The sequence below is a fragment of the Paraburkholderia xenovorans LB400 genome (genome assembly GCF_000013645.1).
In the GTDB taxonomy this organism is placed as follows: Bacteria; Pseudomonadota; Gammaproteobacteria; order Burkholderiales; family Burkholderiaceae; genus Paraburkholderia; species Paraburkholderia xenovorans.
The window spans coordinates 1395918-1411802 of sequence record NC_007951.1; the positions used below are offsets into that span (position 1 = coordinate 1395918).

Genomic DNA, 15885 nt, shown 5'->3' on the forward strand with positions numbered 1-15885 from the left:
GAGGAATTTAAAGACCATGCAAAACGCCCCTATGACTGCTCTGTTGCCCGACGCGCTGGTGATGCTCGCCGTTGTCGTCGCGTGGCTCAACGACACGTTCGTCGGCCAGGCCGGTCGCCGTACCACGTATTTCATCGCGTTCTTCTCGACGCTGGTCGCCGGCATCTGGTTCGCGATGAATGCGTTCGACCCGCAAGTGCGCTACTACTTCGGCCACATGTACGTGGTGGATTCGTTCGCCAACGTGATGAAAGCGGTGGTGACGCTCGGCTACGCCGTGTCGATCGTCTACTCGCGCCGCTACCTCGAGGATCGCGGGCTGTTCCGCGGCGAGTTCTTCCTGCTGGGTATGTTCTCGTTGCTCGGCCAGCTCGTCATGATCTCCGGCAACAACTTCCTGACGCTGTATCTCGGCCTGGAGCTGATGTCGCTGTCGCTGTACGCGGCGATCGCCCTGCGTCGTGATGCGGCGCAGTCGAACGAGGCGGCCATGAAGTACTACGTGCTCGGCGCGCTGGCTTCCGGCTTCCTGCTGTACGGTATCTCGATGCTGTACGGCGCGACCGGTTCGCTCGACCTGAACGAAGTGTTCAAGGCGATCGGCACGAGCCACTACGACCCGAGCGTGCTGCTGTTCGGCGTGATCTTCATCGTGGCGGGCGTGGCGTTCAAGATGGGGGCGGTGCCGTTCCACATGTGGGTGCCCGACGTGTATCAGGGCGCTCCGACGGCCATGACGCTGATGGTCGGCGGCGGTCCGAAAGTGGCCGCGTTCGCGTGGGGCTTGCGCTTCCTGGTGATGGGTCTGCTGCCGCTGGCGGTGGAATGGCAGCAGATGCTGGTGATTCTCGCGGCGCTTTCGCTGATCGTCGGCAACATTACCGGTATCGTGCAGCGCAACGTCAAGCGGATGCTCGCTTACTCGGCGATCTCGAACATGGGCTTCGTGCTGCTGGGCCTGCTGGCCGGCGTGGTCGACAGCAAGACCACGGGCGCCGCCAATGCGTATGGCTCGGCCATGTACTACAGCATCGTCTACCTGATCACGACGATGGGTACGTTCGGCGTCGTCATGCTGTTGGCTCGCCGCGATTTCGAAGCCGACACGCTCGAGGACTTCAAGGGTCTGAACCAGCGCAGCCCGGTTTTCGCGTTCGTGATGATGATCATGATGTTCTCGCTCGCCGGCATTCCGCCCGCGGTCGGTTTCTACGCGAAGCTCGCGGTGCTGCAGGCCACCATGAACGCCGGCTTGACCTGGCTGACGGTGCTGGCCGTGATCACCTCGCTGTTCGGCGCGTTCTACTACCTGCGTATCGTCAAGCTGATGTATTTCGACGATCCGCAAGACAAGTCGCCCATTCTCGCCGACACCAGCACGCGTGCGTTGCTCGCCTTCAACGGCGTGGCCGTGCTGGTGCTCGGCATCGTGCCGGATCCGTTGTTGAAGGCCTGCCTGCAGGCTATCCAGCACACGCTGCTGCTCTGATGTCGGCGGCGGGTTGGTTTATCGTGCTGTTGGCGCTGGCGGGCGCCAACCTGCCGTTCCTGAATCAGCGCCTCTTCGCCGCCGTGCCGTTGAAAGCGGCGAGGAAGAGCGCCTGGATCCGGATTGCCGAATTGATTGTGCTGTACTTTGTGGTCGGCGCGCTCGGGTTTCTGCTGGAAGCGCGCGCGGGCAACCGCTTCGAACAGGGGTGGCAGTTCTACGCAATCACATTCGCGCTGTTCGTGGTGTTCGCATTTCCCGGCTTCACCTTCCAGTATCTCGTCAAACGCCGCTGACGGCGTCTCGCCGTCGGCGCACCCAGTTGTCCCGAGGTCCGCATATGGCTGAACTTCCCGATCACGACGCCGCGCTTACCGAGACCTGTCTCGAGAGCAAAACGATCCACCAGGGGCCGTTTCTGACGCTCAAGTGCGATACCGTTCGCCTGCCGGACGGTAAGCACGCCACGCGCGAGTATGTTCAGCACCCGGGCGCCGTGATGGTGATTCCGTTGTTCGACGACGGCCGTGTGTTGCTGGAAAGCCAGTATCGCCATCCGATGGGCAAGGTCATGGTCGAGTATCCGGCCGGCAAGCTCGACCCGAACGAAGGCGCGTTGGCCTGCGCGATTCGGGAACTGCGGGAAGAGACCGGCTATACCGCGCGTGAGTATGTCTATCTCACACGCATTCACCCGATCATCTCGTACTCGACCGAATTCATCGACATCTATCTCGCGCGTGGTTTGACCGCGGGGGAGCGCAAGCTCGACGAAGGCGAGTTTCTCGAACTGTTCACGGCGAGCGTGCCCGAGGTGTCCGAGTGGGTTCGCACCGGCAAGATCACTGACGTCAAGACGGTGATCGGCACGTTCTGGCTGGAGAAGGTTATGTCGGGCGCGTGGCCGATGGCGGAGCCGGAATAACGTCAACGGTTCAGAACGTGTGCCGGCCACCCCGAGCAGGCAGCGTGTCGCCGCACGGCCCGGCGCGGCAGTCTGTCGGCTGATCCGCTGCTGATCCGCCCAGGCGTTACGACGGAGCGGAAGCTGCCACATTACGGCATCCCGCCGCGTGCAAATCCGTGACGATCCGTTTCCACGCGCTGTCCACGGTAGCCGGCACTGGCGGAGAACTCGACGCCGCCACCGAATCGACTACATCGCGAATGAACACGCGATGCACGTAATCGGCGCTACAGGTTATTGGCGCACCATCTTCGGTGTCTAGCGCGGCAAAAGGCCGGCCGGGGCGGCTCGCATTGCCGAGGTCCGCGGGCATGGCAAGCGCGGCCGTAAGGGCGAACAACGCCGCGCCGATCAGCACGACGGTGCGCTGCGAGGCGAGCCACGGCGCGATCCACGTAAGCCTGGCAAGCGCGCGCGACAACGAGTGAAGCACGGCGGCCAACCACGGCAGCGAGCCGCCAGCACCACCGGCGCCGCCGATGTCGGCGGGCGAAGGCGGCGCAGTCCGGCAGAATCGATATCCGACGCAAGGTATATAGACCAGTTGCCGCTCGAGCCCAAGCGGCTGCAACGAACGGCGCAAGCGTGACACCAGCCGCGTCAGTCGATTCACGTCGACGTCCTGTTCATCGCCCCAGATCCGAGAAATCAACTCGTCGCGCTCCAGCGTGACATCGGGCTGCTCGACGAAGGCCTGTAGCAACGCGCTTTCGAAGCCCGTCAGATGAACGGTTGCGCCGGCATGGGTGACCACGCCCTCGTCGCCATGAATGGCCGGCAGGCCGATCGACCCGGACGACGCGCGCTGACAGCCAACGGCGCCGCGCAACCGCGCAAACCAGTTGCGAAGGGTTGCGCGGCGCGGTGCGGGCTCCTCCGCGACGGCGGCGCCAACCGGAGCAGGTGTTTCATCCGGCGCGGGTTCGTCGGTATCGATCTGAAGTCCTTCCGGCTCGAAACGATAGCCCGTACGGGGCATCGTCACGATATGGTCGCCGAGGCCGAGCGGCCTCAACGACTTGCGCAACCGGTAGACCAGTTGTGTCAGATAGAGCTCGTCCATATGGATCGCACGCTCGCCCCACACGACTCCCATCAATGCTTCACGGTCGCATACACGTCCGGCGCTTTCCACCATCAGACGGAGCACGTCTTTTTCCTGTCCCGACACGCGGACGGCGATATGGCCGACGGATACACGGTCATGTCGCCAGTCGAAACGAACGATGCAACTATTCTTACTCACGAATTCCTCCTGCGTATTTAATACGCATAACGTAGCATCGGTGAACGGTCTCAGCCAATGGAGGAACCCGGGCGCGCGCGCGAGGTAACGGACATACCCTGACGCCAGATGGAGTATCGCAACTTCCATATGGCACACGGCAGCATGGAAACCGGCACGGCAGGTGAGACGCGAATGTGCGCCATCTTCTATGGCGGACGCGGACCGGAGGAAAAACAATCGCATCGCGGCAGCAGTTAGCTTTCCTGTCCGCCGCGACTTTTTTCCACCTCACGGTTACCGATCATGAACTCATCGATGAATAGCGGCACGAGCGTCGTCTTTTTACAGCGGACACTGGCACAGGAAAATCCACGCCTGAAAGTGGACGGTCTGTCGGGCCCCGACACGCAAAGCGCGCTGCGGCGATTCCAGCAGCGGCGTGGCTTGCCGGACACCGGCATGGTGTGCGAGCAGACTCGCGCTCTGCTCACGCAAGCGGCACGCCATGCGGGATTGCTATCCGAAGCGGACGTGGCGGAAGTCAGCGACGCGCTAGGCGTTGCGTCAGCAAGGCTTCTCGCACTGATCGAGGTCGAGAGCGCGGGCTTTGGCTTCCTGCCGGATGCCCGCGCGAAGATCCTGTTCGAACGCCATGTGATGTACCGGCGGCTGGTCGCCGCGGCGCTGCCCGCGCAACGGTGGCGCAGCGAATTTCCTGAGATCGTCAATACGACACCCGGAGGCTATCTGGGCGGCGAGCAGGAATACGAACGTTTTGACGCAGCCAGCGCGCTCGATTCCGATTGCGCGATCGAAGCCTGCAGCTGGGGGTTATTCCAGGTCATGGGCCTTCATTGGCTGTATCTGGATTATGCCAGTGCGTCCGACTTTGCCGCGTCGATGACCATTGATGAGCGCAGCCAGCTCGACGCATTCGTTCGTTTCATCGAGCGCGACGCCGCGATGCTGCACGCGTTGCAGCAGGGAAGGTGGGACGACTTTGCGCGACGCTACAACGGTCCGGCCTATCACACACATGCCTATGACACACGACTGGCGTCAGCGGTCGCGCATTTCGACGCCGTGACTTGTGGAGGAGCGGCATAGGCGGGGTGAGATAGCCGATCGTCTACGTGGCCGGCGTGCGGAGCGCGAATTTTCGATGGATTCTCCATGTCGTTCGTCGATGAGGCATCCGAACATGAACAGGTCGATCAGGCAACGCCACGGTGCGTAGCCATCGACATCCACTTTTCATGAACGAGGTTCTTATGACGCAATTGAATGATTCCACGTCGGCAGGCGGCTCCGTACAGCAGGGGCGCCAGAACAGCAAGCTGGTGTACAACGGCGATCCGGGCGACAAGTCCGGTGCCAAAGGCGCGACGGAGAAGAAGTATCAGATGAACGGCTACAAGCCGGCCACCGAAGTCGAGAAGTTCAGCTACACGTCGGGCCGGGTGGCGAAGCGGGTCTACAACGGCTACAAGCCGAACGACACGAAGGTGTTCGGCTATTACACGGACTGGTCGCAATACGACGGGCGCTACGACGGCGATTTCGCTGACGATTCGTGCGGCCGCGGCATCGACCTGATGCTGCTCGACGCGAAAGCGTACGACAAGCTCGTGCTCGGTTTTGCCGGCATCATCGGCGACAAGGGCGAGAAGCAGAACACCATCAACCGGGCCGCGACGGATTTCGGCCGCAAGAAAGACGAAGCGACTTTCGTCGACGCCTGGGGCGACGTTGCTTCGTACCGTAACTGCGGTTTCCCGGGCTGGGTGAGCAACGACTATCAGGCATTGTTCCATCAGGAGACCGCGCAAGGGGTGCTGGGTGGTCTGCGCAAACTGAAGACCAAAAATCCCGACCTGGTGCTGTCGTTCAGTATCGGCGGCTGGACGATGAGCGAGGCGTTTCACTGGGTGGTTGCCGAGTCGGCACGGCGCAAGACGCTGATCAACAGCATTCTCGACCTCTTCAAGCGCTTCCCGATGTTCGGCGCGATCGATCTCGACTGGGAGTATCCGGCGGCAGAGGGTAACGACGGCAATACCTATTCCGATGCCGACACGCCGAACTTCCAGGCGTTGGTGCGCGAACTCAGGCAGGCGTTCGACGGCGCGCGCCGCAACGATGTGATGATCAGCATCGCCGCATCCGCCGCCTTGTCGAAGATGAAGAAGGCCGACCTGAAGGGCATGCTCGATGCCGGCGTGCACGGCATCAACCTGATGACCTATGACTTCTTCGGCACGCCGTGGGCGCCGAAGATCGCGCATCACACGAATCTGCATCCGAGCCACCCGAGCGACCCGAACGAGTTCAGTATCGACGCCGCGCTCGACTATCTGATCCAGACCGGCGTTCCGTTGAACCGTGTGGCGATCGGCTACGCGGCGTATAGCCGCAGCGCGCGCAATGCGAAGCTCACGAGCCTCTCGCCGCTCGAAGGCACCTACGATCCCGGCACGGGCACGACCACCGGCAGCTTCGAATCGGGCACGACGGAATGGTACGACCTGATCTATAACTACCTGGATCTGGAGAACCAGCGCGGCATCAACGGCTACGACGTCTATACCGACGAAATCGCCGACGCCGATTACCTGTACAGCAAAGACTCGAAACTCTTCATTTCGGTCGATACACCGCGCACGGTGAAAGCCAAGGGCGAATACGCGCGCCAGCGCGGTCTCGCCGGCCTGTTCACCTGGACCATCGACATGGACGGCGGCGTACTCGTCAACGCCGCACGTGAAGGGCTCGGCAACGAGATCACGAAGCAGACGATCGACATGTCGCCGTTCTACTTCAAGGGTATCAACGTGCAGGGCGGCAACCGGCCGCCGGTGGCCGCGATCGACGGTCCGCTGGAAGCGTTCGCAGGCGACGCGGTTCACTTCAGCGGCAAGCGTTCGAACGACCCGGATGGCGATGCGCTGACCTACCTGTGGTCGGCTCCGGGGCTGTCGTTCGACGGTGCCACCACTGTCGAGGTCGACGGCGTCGTGCCGACGGGTGCCGCCACGAGCTTCACGGTGAAGCTGACGGTCAACGACGGTCACGGCAACACCAACACCGCGCAGGTCAAGCTGACCGTGAAATCGAAAAGCGGTCAGCCGCCGGTAGCCCGGATGACGGTGCAACTCGCGTCAGGGACGGCGTTCCAGCTCTCGGGCACCGCGTCGTTCGATCCGGACGGCGATCCGCTGTCGTATGCGTGGGAGGCGCCGCAACTGCCGTTCGACGGCTCGCACGAGGCGGTCGTGAGCGGGGTTGTGCCGAGCGTCGCCAAAACGACCGACTACCTGATCCAACTGTCGGTGAGCGACGGCACGTCGACGTCGAGCGAGGCGATCTATCTGGAAGCCACGCCGTCGTCCGGCGGTTCCGTGAAGGCGGTGATCACGGGTAAGACGAACGTGGAGAGCGGCGCACCGCTGTCGCTCTCGGGTGCGGATTCGACCGGGCCGGCACCGCTCGTCTACAAGTGGAGCGCGCCTGGCCTGTCGTTCGACGGCTCCGATCAGGCGAGCGTTACCGTGACCGCGCCGACACTCACGAAGACCACCGCGTATCCGGTGCAACTGACGGTGACCGGACACGGCGGCGACGGCGCGCAATCGGTCGCATCGGTCACCGTGACGGTCGTCGCGGGCCAGAGCGCCGGCACGTGGAAGCCGCAGGACTATCCGGGCGGCTCGGTGGTGACGCACGACTATCAAGGCCAAGGTCTGCGCAAGTATTGCGCGTTGTGGTGGGCGAACCGCTCCGACGAGCCCGGCAATCCCGATTGCACGAGCAAGCAGAAGTATGACGGCAAGGTCTGGCAGGACCTCGGCAACGCCTGATCACCGGTTGCGGGTGATCATGTCCTGACCGCGAAGTGCGGCGGCGCTCCGGCGAGCGTCGCCGCACACGAGCCGGTCGACTTCCTGACCTTTGGAGTTGGATACCATCATGGCCACTTATCCTGTTGCTTTTTTCGCCACTCCGGTATTGGTGGGCGGCTTGAGAGGCGGTGTTGCCTTCGTCGCGTCGCATATGCTCAGCGATTTCGAACGGGTATTGGGCGTCGCTTGCGGAGCGCTTCTGTATCTGACGCGTTCGCATGAGACCACGACGTGGCGCAGGGCGATCTATTTCGTCGTGTCGCTCGTAGGTGGCAATGTTCTCGCACGGCGGATCGTTCTGACCTGGCCGCAGGTCGAACCGTGGCTGGCCGGGTTCGTCGCGAGTGCGGCACTCGTGACGTTCACGATTCTCGCGCTCGACTGGAGCGAGCGGCACGTCGAGCCGACTCTGGACCGTGTCTACGCATGGATCGTCAAACGGCTCCTCAAAGGATGAGGCAGGTTGCACGAAAGGCGCAAAAAAACGCGGGCCGCGACGGCCCGCCTTCACACATGCCGCTGGGCGGCGTCTGCTTTTTCCTGGTCTCCCAGGGAGACCTCCGGTACCCATCAACCGGATAGATCATCCTGCCATGCACGCAAAGTTCTGGATACGGCTCCGCGGTAGCGCGGGTAGTTCGGAATGTGCGCGCAGCTTCGCCCGTTCCCCTGTCTCGAAAACGTGCCTTTGTCTTATGACTTCAGGCAGTCTCGCTCTGCAGCCCTTCTATCTCTAGCATGGACCCTGTGACAGCGGTGTCGGGCATCTCCTTTACTTTGGATAACGAAGCGTAGGGGAGATATCCGATTCAGAGTGGATAATGAAAGTTGTCACTTGACAACCTGACTCCCACTCATTAAATTGGAGGGCATAGATGGTTCGAGGAACCCACTCTAAGAAAGAGGTCGAGGCAGCGCTGGCGTACGCGGAGCAGAACGGCTGGCGTGTCCAGGGCGGTGGCAAAGGCCACGCCTGGGGAAAAATGTACTGTCCTGACAAAGACGCCGAGTGTCGGTGCGGCGAGTTCTGCATATCGAGTGTCTGGAGTACGCCGAAGAATCCCGGCAACCATGCCAGGCATCTGAGGCGCATTGTCGATAACTGCACGGCTCGCCGGTAGCAGGGGTGCTCTGCAGGCGGCAGTGTTGGGCTGAATAAAAGCAGGAGTAACGTATGGAATATGTGTTCACCTTGAAGTACCGGCTCGCGGCGGAAGATTGCGATCTCGACGCGATCGTTGAGCGCCTGGGCGAAGCCGGGTGTGACGACGCCACCGCTGGCGTCGGGCAGCCGGGCCGCATCGCGCTGTTCTTTACTCGCGAGGGCACGTCCGCATTCGGGGCGCTGGTCAGCGCTCTCCAGGACATCAAACGAGTGGTGCCGTCCGCTCGCCTTGTCGAGGCGGGCCCCGATTTCGTCGGCCTTACTGACGTCGCCGAAGTCGCGGGCGTGTCGCGGCAAAACATGCGCAAGTTAATGCTTAACCACGCAATCGACTTCCCGTCGCCGGTCCACGAGGGCAGTGCATCGGTGTGGCATCTGTCGGACATCCTTGATTGGCTCAGTGCGCGCGGTGGTTATGAAATCAAGGCAGACGTGTTCGACGTTGCGAGATCGGCCAAGCAGATCAACCTTGCCAGAGAGGCGCGCGAACTCGAGCCGAGGCTGGGCCGTCAACTGGAATGCCTCGTGGCATAAAAGCAGAGTGGCAGCCAGCATGCGCAGCCTCGCAGGCGTAGGTGATCGGCAAGCCCATTTGCCTTCCGGAGTAGCCTCGGCAGGCGTTTGCGCAAAGCGTTAAAATCGCCCACCGCGTCCGGATTGTCCGTCACCTCCGGAGTCGGCGCCTTCGTCCGTAAAATTTTACGAACGACCGTTCACAAATTTACGTTTTGCGCTAAACTGGCACGCAAGCCCTGATTCCACATGAAGGTCCTCGATTTACAGTGTCCGCATGGCCATCGGTTCGAAGGCTGGTTCGCTTCGGCTGATGACTTCGAATCGCAGCAGTCCCGCAAGCTCGTCGAATGTCCGATCTGCGGTGCGAACGAGGTGAGCCGTTTGCCGTCGGCGCCGCGCCTGAATCTGTCGGGTGCGACCGGAACGAAAGCGCCGGCGGACGCAGGGGAAATGCAGGCGCGCGCGATTCGTGCCTTGCGCGAGGTACTGGAAAAGACCGAGAACGTGGGCGACCGCTTCGCCGAGGAAGCACGGCGCATTCACTACAATGAAGCGCCCGCACGCAATATTCGCGGTGTCACCACACCGGAAGACGCGAAAGCCTTGGTTGAAGAAGGCATCGAAGTGATGCCGCTGCCGGTCCCGGCTCCCTTGAAGGAACCGCTGCAATAGCGCAGTGGCTCACTGGGCGGCGGGTGGTGGCGGCCAGGAGACACTACGCATGAATCTGGACTATTCCCCCGCTGACAGCGCGTTCCGCGCCGACATCCGCGCCTGGCTCGAGGCAAATCTGCCCCGGGAACTGAGCGACAAGGTACTCAATCACAAGCGGCTTTCCCGCGCAGACTTCGCAAGCTGGCACAAGCTGCTCGGTATGCGCGGCTGGTCGGTGGTCGCGTGGCCGAAAGAATACGGCGGCCCGGATTGGGACGCCACCCAAAGGCACATCTGGGACGAAGAGTGCGCGCGCATCGGCGCGCCGTCCGTGCTGCCTTTCGGTGTCTCCATGGTGGCGCCCGTGCTGATGAAGTACGGCAACGAGGCGCAGAAACGCCACTATCTGCCGCGTATTCTCGATGGTACGGACTGGTGGTGTCAGGGCTACTCCGAGCCGGGCTCGGGTTCGGATCTGGCGTCGCTGCGCACGCGCGCGGAGCGCGCCGGCGACCATTACGTGGTCAATGGTCAGAAAACGTGGACCACGCTCGGCCAGTACGCCGACATGATGTTCTGCCTGGTGCGCACGGACAGCGGCGCCAAAAAGCAGGAGGGCATCTCGTTCCTGCTGATCGACATGAAAACGCCGGGTATCACCGTGAGGCCGATCATCACGCTCGACGAAGATCACGAAGTGAACGAAGTTTTCTTCGAAGACGTAAAGGTGCCGATCGAGAATCTGGTCGGTGAAGAGAATCGTGGCTGGACTTACGCGAAGTATCTGCTCGGCCACGAGCGCACCGGCATCGCGCGGGTCGGCCAGTCCAAGCGCGAACTCGTCTTCCTGAAACGCCTTGCACTGAATCAGAAAAAAAACGGCAAGCCGCTGCTGCAAGATCCGGTGTTTGCCGCAAAAGTCGCGAACCTCGAAATCGAGTTGATGGCGCTCGAAGTCACCGTGCAACGCGTGGTCGCCAATGAAACAGGCGGACGCGGGCCGGGACCGGAAGCGTCGATGCTGAAGATCAAGGGCACGGAAGTGCAGCAAGCGCTGACTGAACTGATGTTCGAAGCAGTCGGGCCGCTCGCCGCACCGTTCGACATACCGTTCCTCGAAGGAGAGCGCGAACATAGCCTCGCCGGCGACGACGATGCCGCGCCTCTCGCCGCGTACTACTTCAACTTCCGCAAGACATCGATTTACGGTGGCTCGAACGAAATTCAAAAGAACATCATCGCGCAGATGATTCTCGGACTTTGAGGAGCGGCGCATGGACTTCACTTTCAACGAAGAACAGCAGCAATTTGCGGATGCGTTGCGCCGCTATCTGGACAGGAGCTATGGGTTCGAAGCGCGCCAGGCGATCGTGCGATCTGAACCCGGTGTATCCGATGCGCATTGGGCCGCGTTTGCCGAACTGGGCCTGACTGCGTTGCCGGTGCCGGAAGCGCAAGGCGGTTTCAACGGCGGCCCGATCGACATGCTTGTCGTCATGCAGGAACTCGGCCGCGCGCTGGTCGTCGAGCCTTATTGGGCGACGGCGGTCGGCATCGAGGCGTTGCGCCTCGCGGGTAGCGAACAAGGCGAAGACGCGTCGCTGCTCGAACGTGCGGCTCGGGGCGAGATCAAACTGGCTGTGGCCTTTCACGAACCCCACGCTCGCTACGACCTTTTCTCGATTGAGACAACCGCGAGCGGGCAAGGCGGACAGCACACATTGACCGGCACCAAGTCGGTCGTACTGCACGGTGCGCAGGCCGACCACTGGATCGTGCCGGCCCGGCTGAACGGCGAGATCGCACTCTTTGTCGTGGCGCGCCATGCGGCCGGCGTCAGCGTAACGGACTACCGCACGATCGACGGCCAGCGTGCCGCCACGCTAGAGTTCAACGGCACGCCTGCGCGCCAGCTTGCCGGCCAACACGCTGGCGCGGCGGCGCTCGAACATATCGCCGACTACGGCACGGTGCTGCTGTGCGCCGAGGCAATCGGCGCGCTCGACGCCTTGAACCTCGCCACGGTGGACTACACGAAGACGCGCCAGCAGTTCGGCCAGCCGATCGCGCGTTTTCAGGCCTTGCAGCATCGCATGGTGGAGATGCTGATTCACGCCGAGCAGGCGCGTTCCGTCACGTATCTGGCCGCCATGCGCTACACCAGCACGGACGTCGACGAACGTCGCCGCGCGGTTTCCGCCGCGAAGGCGCGGGTGGGGCAGGCCGCGCGCTTCGTCGGCCAGCAGGCGGTCCAGTTGCATGGCGGCATGGGCGTCACGAACGAAGTAGCGGCGGCACATCTGTTCAAACGGCTTGCCATCATCGAAACCACATTGGGCGATGTCGATCACCATCTCGCGCGGTTCGCCGCGCTGCCCGGCTTCGTCACGGCCGAGGCGTGATCAGCCGCCCGAATCGAATAAAAGGAGATACGACAATGGGTTTGAGTTACGAGGACTTGATAGTCGGCACGAGCATCGAAATCGGCAAGCACACGTTCACGCGTGACGAGATCGTGGAGTTCGCGCAGAAGTTCGATCCGCAGCCGTTTCATCTGGACGAAGCCGCCGCTGCCGAGTCGCCGTTTCGCGGATTGGTCGCGAGCGGCTGGCATACCTGTTCGGTCATGATGGGCATGCTGGTGCGCAACGCGTTTGCGGATTCCACGTCGATGGGCTCGCCCGGTATCGACGAAATCCGCTGGTTGAAGCCGGTACGTGTCGGCGACACGATCACCATGATGAACGCCGTGCTCGACAAGCGCATCTCGGAGAGCAAGCCGGATCGCGGCATCGTATCGACGCAGTGGGAAGGCATCAATCAGCATGGCGAAACCGTGATCACGGTGCGCTCGAAAGCATTGTTCGGGCTGCGCAATCCGGGCGCCGCGTCATGACGGGCAGCGCGGCCGCTGCTGCAACGTTGGGCAGTGCCACCGCCTTGCGCGCGCTGGTGGGTGCCGAGCCGCTCGTTAGCGAATGGCTGACGGTGGACCAGGCGAGTGTCGATCGTTTTGCCGAAGCGACCGGCGATCATCAATGGATTCACGTCGACCCGGAACGGGCGCGACGGGAGTCGCCGTTCGGCGGCCCCGTTGCGCACGGTTTCCTGACGCTGTCGCTGATTCCCGCGCTGCTCGACAGGACGGTGGCGCTCGAACAGCGCATGGGCGTCAATTACGGATTGAATCGTGTGCGTTTTACGTCGCCGGTTCCGGTTGGTTCGCGGTTGCGCGCCGGATTCGCCGTCGAGTCCGTTACCGAAGTGGAGAACAACGGCGTGCAGGTGCTATGGAATGTGACACTGGAACGGGACGGCAGCGAACGGCCGGTGTGCGTCGCGGAGTTCATCACGCGGCACTATTTCTAGCGTTTCGGCGCACGCAGGTAGGTTGAAGAAGCGCGAAACGGCAGGCATGCCGGCTCGCGCTTTTTTTGTTATTGCGGAATCAGGCGGCGCGGCGAAATCAATGTTCGCTGATCGCGCCGCGTCTCCTGAAGAATACCCGCCCGGCCTCAAAACCGCGTAATCGGCGTCTCCACGCGAGCCGCCGCGCCGGCATCCATATAACGTGCGAGTTCGAGCTTGGCGATCGCATTGCGGTGCACTTCGTCGGGCCCGTCGGCGAAACGCAGTGTTCGTGCGGACGCATACGCATATGCCAGCGGGAAATCGTCGCTGACACCGCCGCCGCCGTGCGCCTGAATCGCCCAGTCGATTACCTGACAAGCCATGTTCGGCGCGACGACCTTGATCATCGCAATTTCGCCGCGCGCCCCCTTGTTGCCGACGGTGTCCATCATGTAGGCCGTTTTCAGCGTGAGCAGACGCGCCTGCTCGATCATGCAGCGGGCTTCGGCGATACGCTCCTGCGTGACGCCTTGCGCGGCAACCGGCTTGCCGAATGCGACACGTTGCAGCGAGCGTTTCGACATCAATTCGAGTGCGCGTTCGGCGAGACCGATCAGGCGCATGCAGTGATGGATGCGTCCCGGCCCGAGCCGGCCTTGCGCGATCTCGAAGCCGCGCCCCTCACCGAGCAGCATGTTGGTGGCGGGTACGCGCACATTTTCGAGCGTGATTTCCATATGCCCGTGCGGCGCGTCGTCGTAACCGAAGACGGTGAGCGGACGGTGCACGGTGATGCCGGTGGCGTCGGCGGGAACCAGGATCATCGACTGCTGCTGGTGGCGTGGCGCATCCGGATCCGTCTTGCCCATGACGATATAGATCTTGCAGCGCGGATCGCCTGCGCCGGACGACCACCATTTATGGCCGTTGATCACGTAGTAGTCGCCGTCGCGCACAATGCTGGTCTGAATATTGGTGGCATCCGACGACGCGACTTCAGGCTCCGTCATCAGAAACGCCGAACGGATCTGCCCTTGCAGCAGCGGTTCGAGCCACTCGCGCTTGTTGTCGTCGCTGCCGTAGCGTTCGATGGTTTCCATGTTGCCGGTGTCGGGCGCGTTGCAATTGAATACTTCGGGCGCCCAGGGCACGCGGCCCATGATCTCGCAGAGCGGCGCGTATTCGAGGTTCGTCAAGCCGGCGCCGCGTACGGATTCAGGCAGGAACAGATTCCACAAGCCGGCGTCGCGCGCTTTCTGCTTGAGTTGTTCGACCAGTTCGGTGGGCAGCCACGCGTTGCCGTTCTGGCGATTGCGGGCAATCTCCGCGTAGAACGCCTGTTCGTTCGGATAGATGTGCTCGTCGAAGAAGGCGAGCAGTTTCTCGCGCAACGCCTGAACCTTCGGGGTGTAATCGAAATTCATGTAAGACCTCGCGAATGACGGGTAACGGACGACGTTTGTTCGGGGCGCGGCCGGACGCGCGATTCAGCGCGCGAATCCGGTCAGCGCACTTTCTGCGCGTAGCGCCAGGCGAGTTCGGCCATCGGCTTCGCGCGGCGGCCGGCATCGAGCGCCTGCGCGCTGGCCGCGGTGCCGTCGACGACACGCTTCATGATCCCTTGCAGGATCGCGGCGATGCGAAACATGTTGTACGCCAGGTAGAAATTCCAGTCGCCGTGAATCTCGAAGCCGGTGCGTTGGCAATAGCGCGCGACATACTGGCTTTCGTCGGGAATGCCCAAGGCCGCCCAGTCGAGGCCCCCGATCCCGCGGAACTGCGTTGGGTCGACGTGCCACGCCATGCAGTGATAGGCGAAGTCGGCGAGCGGATCGCCGAGCGTCGACAACTCCCAGTCGAGCACGGCGAGCACGCGCGGTTCCTCGGGATGAAAGATCAGATTGTCGAGCCGGTAGTCGCCATGCACGATCGAAGCGCGCTCGCCCGTTTCGGCCGGCATATGCTGCGGCAGCCATTCGATCAGGCGCTGCATGGCATCGATCGGTTCGGTCTCGGACGCGATGTACTGCTTGCTCCAGCGACCGATCTGGCGCGCGAAGTAATTGCCCGGCTTGCCATAATCGGCGAGGCCCACCGCCGTCACGTCGACGCTGTGCAGCGCCGCGATCACGCGGTTCATCTCGTCGTAAATGGCCGCGCGTTCGGCGGCTGTCATGCCGGGCAACGACTGGTCCCACAGCACGCGGCCTTCGACGAACTCCATCACATAGAACGCGCGGCCGATCACGCTTTCGTTCTCGCACAAGGCGAGCATTTTCGCGACCGGCACATCGGTGCCGGCAAGCGCGTGCATCACGCGATATTCACGTTCGACGGCGTGCGCGGACGGCAGCAGTTTCGCAGCCGGCCCGGGTTTGGCGCGCATCACATACGAGCGGGACGGCGTGAGCAGCTTGAAGGTCGGATTGGACTGGCCGCCGGCGAATTGCTCCAGCGTGAGCGGGCCGGCGAATCCGTCGACGTGCCGGGTCAGCCACGCGGCGAGCGCGTCGCTGTCGAAGCGTTGCCGCTCGCTGACCGGGCGCGTGCCCTCGAAGTCCGAATAGTCCGGCTGGTGTTCCGGTTCGCCGGTCTGTGTGGCTTGCACCATCTGTC

The 15885-nt window shown here is 62.5% G+C and carries 16 protein-coding genes; 13 read left to right on the forward strand and 3 right to left on the reverse strand.

The genetic code is table 11. The features are described 5' to 3' along the window. Positions 1–16 precede the first annotated feature (16 nt). The 3 genes from nuoN to BXE_RS06095 are packed head-to-tail and all read left to right on the forward strand — an operon-like array spanning position 17 to position 2414. Positions 17–1489: an NADH-quinone oxidoreductase subunit NuoN gene (gene nuoN, locus BXE_RS06085; RefSeq protein WP_011487500.1), complete on the forward strand. Its 1473-nt coding sequence runs from the start codon at positions 17–19 to the stop codon at positions 1487–1489. After that, positions 1489–1785: a DUF2818 family protein gene (locus BXE_RS06090; protein ID WP_011487501.1), complete on the forward strand. Its 297-nt coding sequence runs from the start codon at positions 1489–1491 to the stop codon at positions 1783–1785. The genes nuoN and BXE_RS06090 overlap by 1 nt, the downstream gene beginning before the upstream one ends. Positions 1786–1829: 44 nt before the next feature. Continuing rightward, entirely contained in the window at positions 1830–2414 is a 585-nt protein-coding gene (locus tag BXE_RS06095; RefSeq protein ID WP_011487502.1) for an NUDIX domain-containing protein, read from the forward strand. Positions 2415–2520: 106 nt separating this feature from the next. On the opposite strand, the gene BXE_RS06100 is transcribed toward BXE_RS06095, so the two are convergent. Then, entirely contained in the window at positions 2521–3702 is a 1182-nt protein-coding gene (locus BXE_RS06100; protein WP_038456634.1) for a winged helix-turn-helix domain-containing protein, read from the reverse strand. Positions 3703–3987: 285 nt separating this feature from the next. On the opposite strand from BXE_RS06100, the gene BXE_RS06105 reads away from it, so the two are divergent. The 10 genes from BXE_RS06105 (at position 3988) to BXE_RS06145 (ending at position 13287) form a co-directional block, all read left to right on the forward strand. Continuing rightward, complete coding sequence (locus tag BXE_RS06105) at positions 3988–4791, forward strand: N-acetylmuramidase domain-containing protein (protein ID WP_011487504.1); 804 nt, start codon at positions 3988–3990, stop codon at positions 4789–4791. A gap of 164 nt (positions 4792–4955) precedes the next feature. Then, positions 4956–7541, forward strand: a complete 2586-nt coding sequence (locus tag BXE_RS06110; protein ID WP_011487505.1) for a glycoside hydrolase family 18 protein — start codon at positions 4956–4958, stop codon at positions 7539–7541. Between the two features lie 109 nt (positions 7542–7650). After that, entirely contained in the window at positions 7651–8040 is a 390-nt protein-coding gene (locus BXE_RS06115) for a putative holin (protein WP_011487506.1), read from the forward strand. A gap of 418 nt (positions 8041–8458) precedes the next feature. After that, a complete protein-coding gene (locus tag BXE_RS47100) occupies positions 8459–8704 on the forward strand; it encodes a hypothetical protein (protein WP_081435493.1) in 246 nt (81 codons plus the stop codon). A gap of 53 nt (positions 8705–8757) precedes the next feature. Further along, positions 8758–9282, forward strand: coding sequence for a helix-turn-helix transcriptional regulator (locus BXE_RS06120; protein WP_011487507.1), 525 nt, complete (start codon positions 8758–8760; stop codon positions 9280–9282). 228 nt (positions 9283–9510) lie between these two features. Next, positions 9511–9936 carry a DUF1178 family protein gene (locus tag BXE_RS06125; protein ID WP_011487508.1) on the forward strand — a complete coding sequence of 142 codons (426 nt, stop codon included), beginning with the start codon at positions 9511–9513 and terminating at the stop codon, positions 9934–9936. Positions 9937–9985: 49 nt separating this feature from the next. Beyond that, positions 9986–11182: an acyl-CoA dehydrogenase family protein gene (locus BXE_RS06130; RefSeq protein ID WP_011487509.1), complete on the forward strand. Its 1197-nt coding sequence runs from the start codon at positions 9986–9988 to the stop codon at positions 11180–11182. Positions 11183–11192: 10 nt separating this feature from the next. Next, positions 11193–12320 (forward strand): acyl-CoA dehydrogenase family protein, encoded by a 1128-nt coding sequence (locus BXE_RS06135; RefSeq protein WP_011487510.1) that lies wholly within the window; start codon positions 11193–11195, stop codon positions 12318–12320. A gap of 35 nt (positions 12321–12355) precedes the next feature. Next, positions 12356–12814, forward strand: coding sequence for a MaoC family dehydratase (locus BXE_RS06140; RefSeq protein ID WP_011487511.1), 459 nt, complete (start codon positions 12356–12358; stop codon positions 12812–12814). Next, entirely contained in the window at positions 12811–13287 is a 477-nt protein-coding gene (locus BXE_RS06145; protein WP_011487512.1) for a MaoC family dehydratase, read from the forward strand. Before BXE_RS06140 ends, BXE_RS06145 begins: the two co-directional genes overlap by 4 nt. A 146-nt stretch (positions 13288–13433) precedes the next feature. Here BXE_RS06145 and BXE_RS06150 read toward each other — a convergent pair whose 3' ends face one another. Both BXE_RS06150 and BXE_RS06155 read right to left on the reverse strand, forming a co-directional pair. Continuing rightward, positions 13434–14693: an acyl-CoA dehydrogenase family protein gene (locus BXE_RS06150; RefSeq protein WP_007175590.1), complete on the reverse strand. Its 1260-nt coding sequence runs from the start codon at positions 14691–14693 to the stop codon at positions 13434–13436. Positions 14694–14773: 80 nt separating this feature from the next. Beyond that, on the reverse strand, positions 14774–15880 hold the full coding sequence (locus tag BXE_RS06155) for a phosphotransferase (protein WP_011487513.1): 1107 nt from the start codon (positions 15878–15880) through the stop codon (positions 14774–14776). Positions 15881–15885: the final 5 nt, after the last annotated feature.

What these genes read in the sequence shown, in the direction of transcription:
- nuoN (WP_011487500.1), top strand. Translation starts at nt 17, where the DNA reads ATGCAAAACGCCCCTATGACTGCTCTGTTGCCCGACGCGCTGGTGATG.
- BXE_RS06090 (WP_011487501.1), top strand. Translation starts at nt 1,489, where the DNA reads ATGTCGGCGGCGGGTTGGTTTATCGTGCTGTTGGCGCTGGCGGGCGCC.
- BXE_RS06095 (WP_011487502.1), top strand. Translation starts at nt 1,830, where the DNA reads ATGGCTGAACTTCCCGATCACGACGCCGCGCTTACCGAGACCTGTCTC.
- BXE_RS06105 (WP_011487504.1), top strand. Translation starts at nt 3,988, where the DNA reads ATGAACTCATCGATGAATAGCGGCACGAGCGTCGTCTTTTTACAGCGG.
- BXE_RS06110 (WP_011487505.1), top strand. Translation starts at nt 4,956, where the DNA reads ATGACGCAATTGAATGATTCCACGTCGGCAGGCGGCTCCGTACAGCAG.
- BXE_RS06115 (WP_011487506.1), top strand. Translation starts at nt 7,651, where the DNA reads ATGGCCACTTATCCTGTTGCTTTTTTCGCCACTCCGGTATTGGTGGGC.
- BXE_RS47100 (WP_081435493.1), top strand. Translation starts at nt 8,459, where the DNA reads ATGGTTCGAGGAACCCACTCTAAGAAAGAGGTCGAGGCAGCGCTGGCG.
- BXE_RS06120 (WP_011487507.1), top strand. Translation starts at nt 8,758, where the DNA reads ATGGAATATGTGTTCACCTTGAAGTACCGGCTCGCGGCGGAAGATTGC.
- BXE_RS06125 (WP_011487508.1), top strand. Translation starts at nt 9,511, where the DNA reads ATGAAGGTCCTCGATTTACAGTGTCCGCATGGCCATCGGTTCGAAGGC.
- BXE_RS06130 (WP_011487509.1), top strand. Translation starts at nt 9,986, where the DNA reads ATGAATCTGGACTATTCCCCCGCTGACAGCGCGTTCCGCGCCGACATC.
- BXE_RS06135 (WP_011487510.1), top strand. Translation starts at nt 11,193, where the DNA reads ATGGACTTCACTTTCAACGAAGAACAGCAGCAATTTGCGGATGCGTTG.
- BXE_RS06140 (WP_011487511.1), top strand. Translation starts at nt 12,356, where the DNA reads ATGGGTTTGAGTTACGAGGACTTGATAGTCGGCACGAGCATCGAAATC.
- BXE_RS06145 (WP_011487512.1), top strand. Translation starts at nt 12,811, where the DNA reads ATGACGGGCAGCGCGGCCGCTGCTGCAACGTTGGGCAGTGCCACCGCC.
- BXE_RS06150 (WP_007175590.1), bottom strand. Translation starts at nt 14,693, where the DNA reads ATGAATTTCGATTACACCCCGAAGGTTCAGGCGTTGCGCGAGAAACTG.
- BXE_RS06155 (WP_011487513.1), bottom strand. Translation starts at nt 15,880, where the DNA reads ATGGTGCAAGCCACACAGACCGGCGAACCGGAACACCAGCCGGACTAT.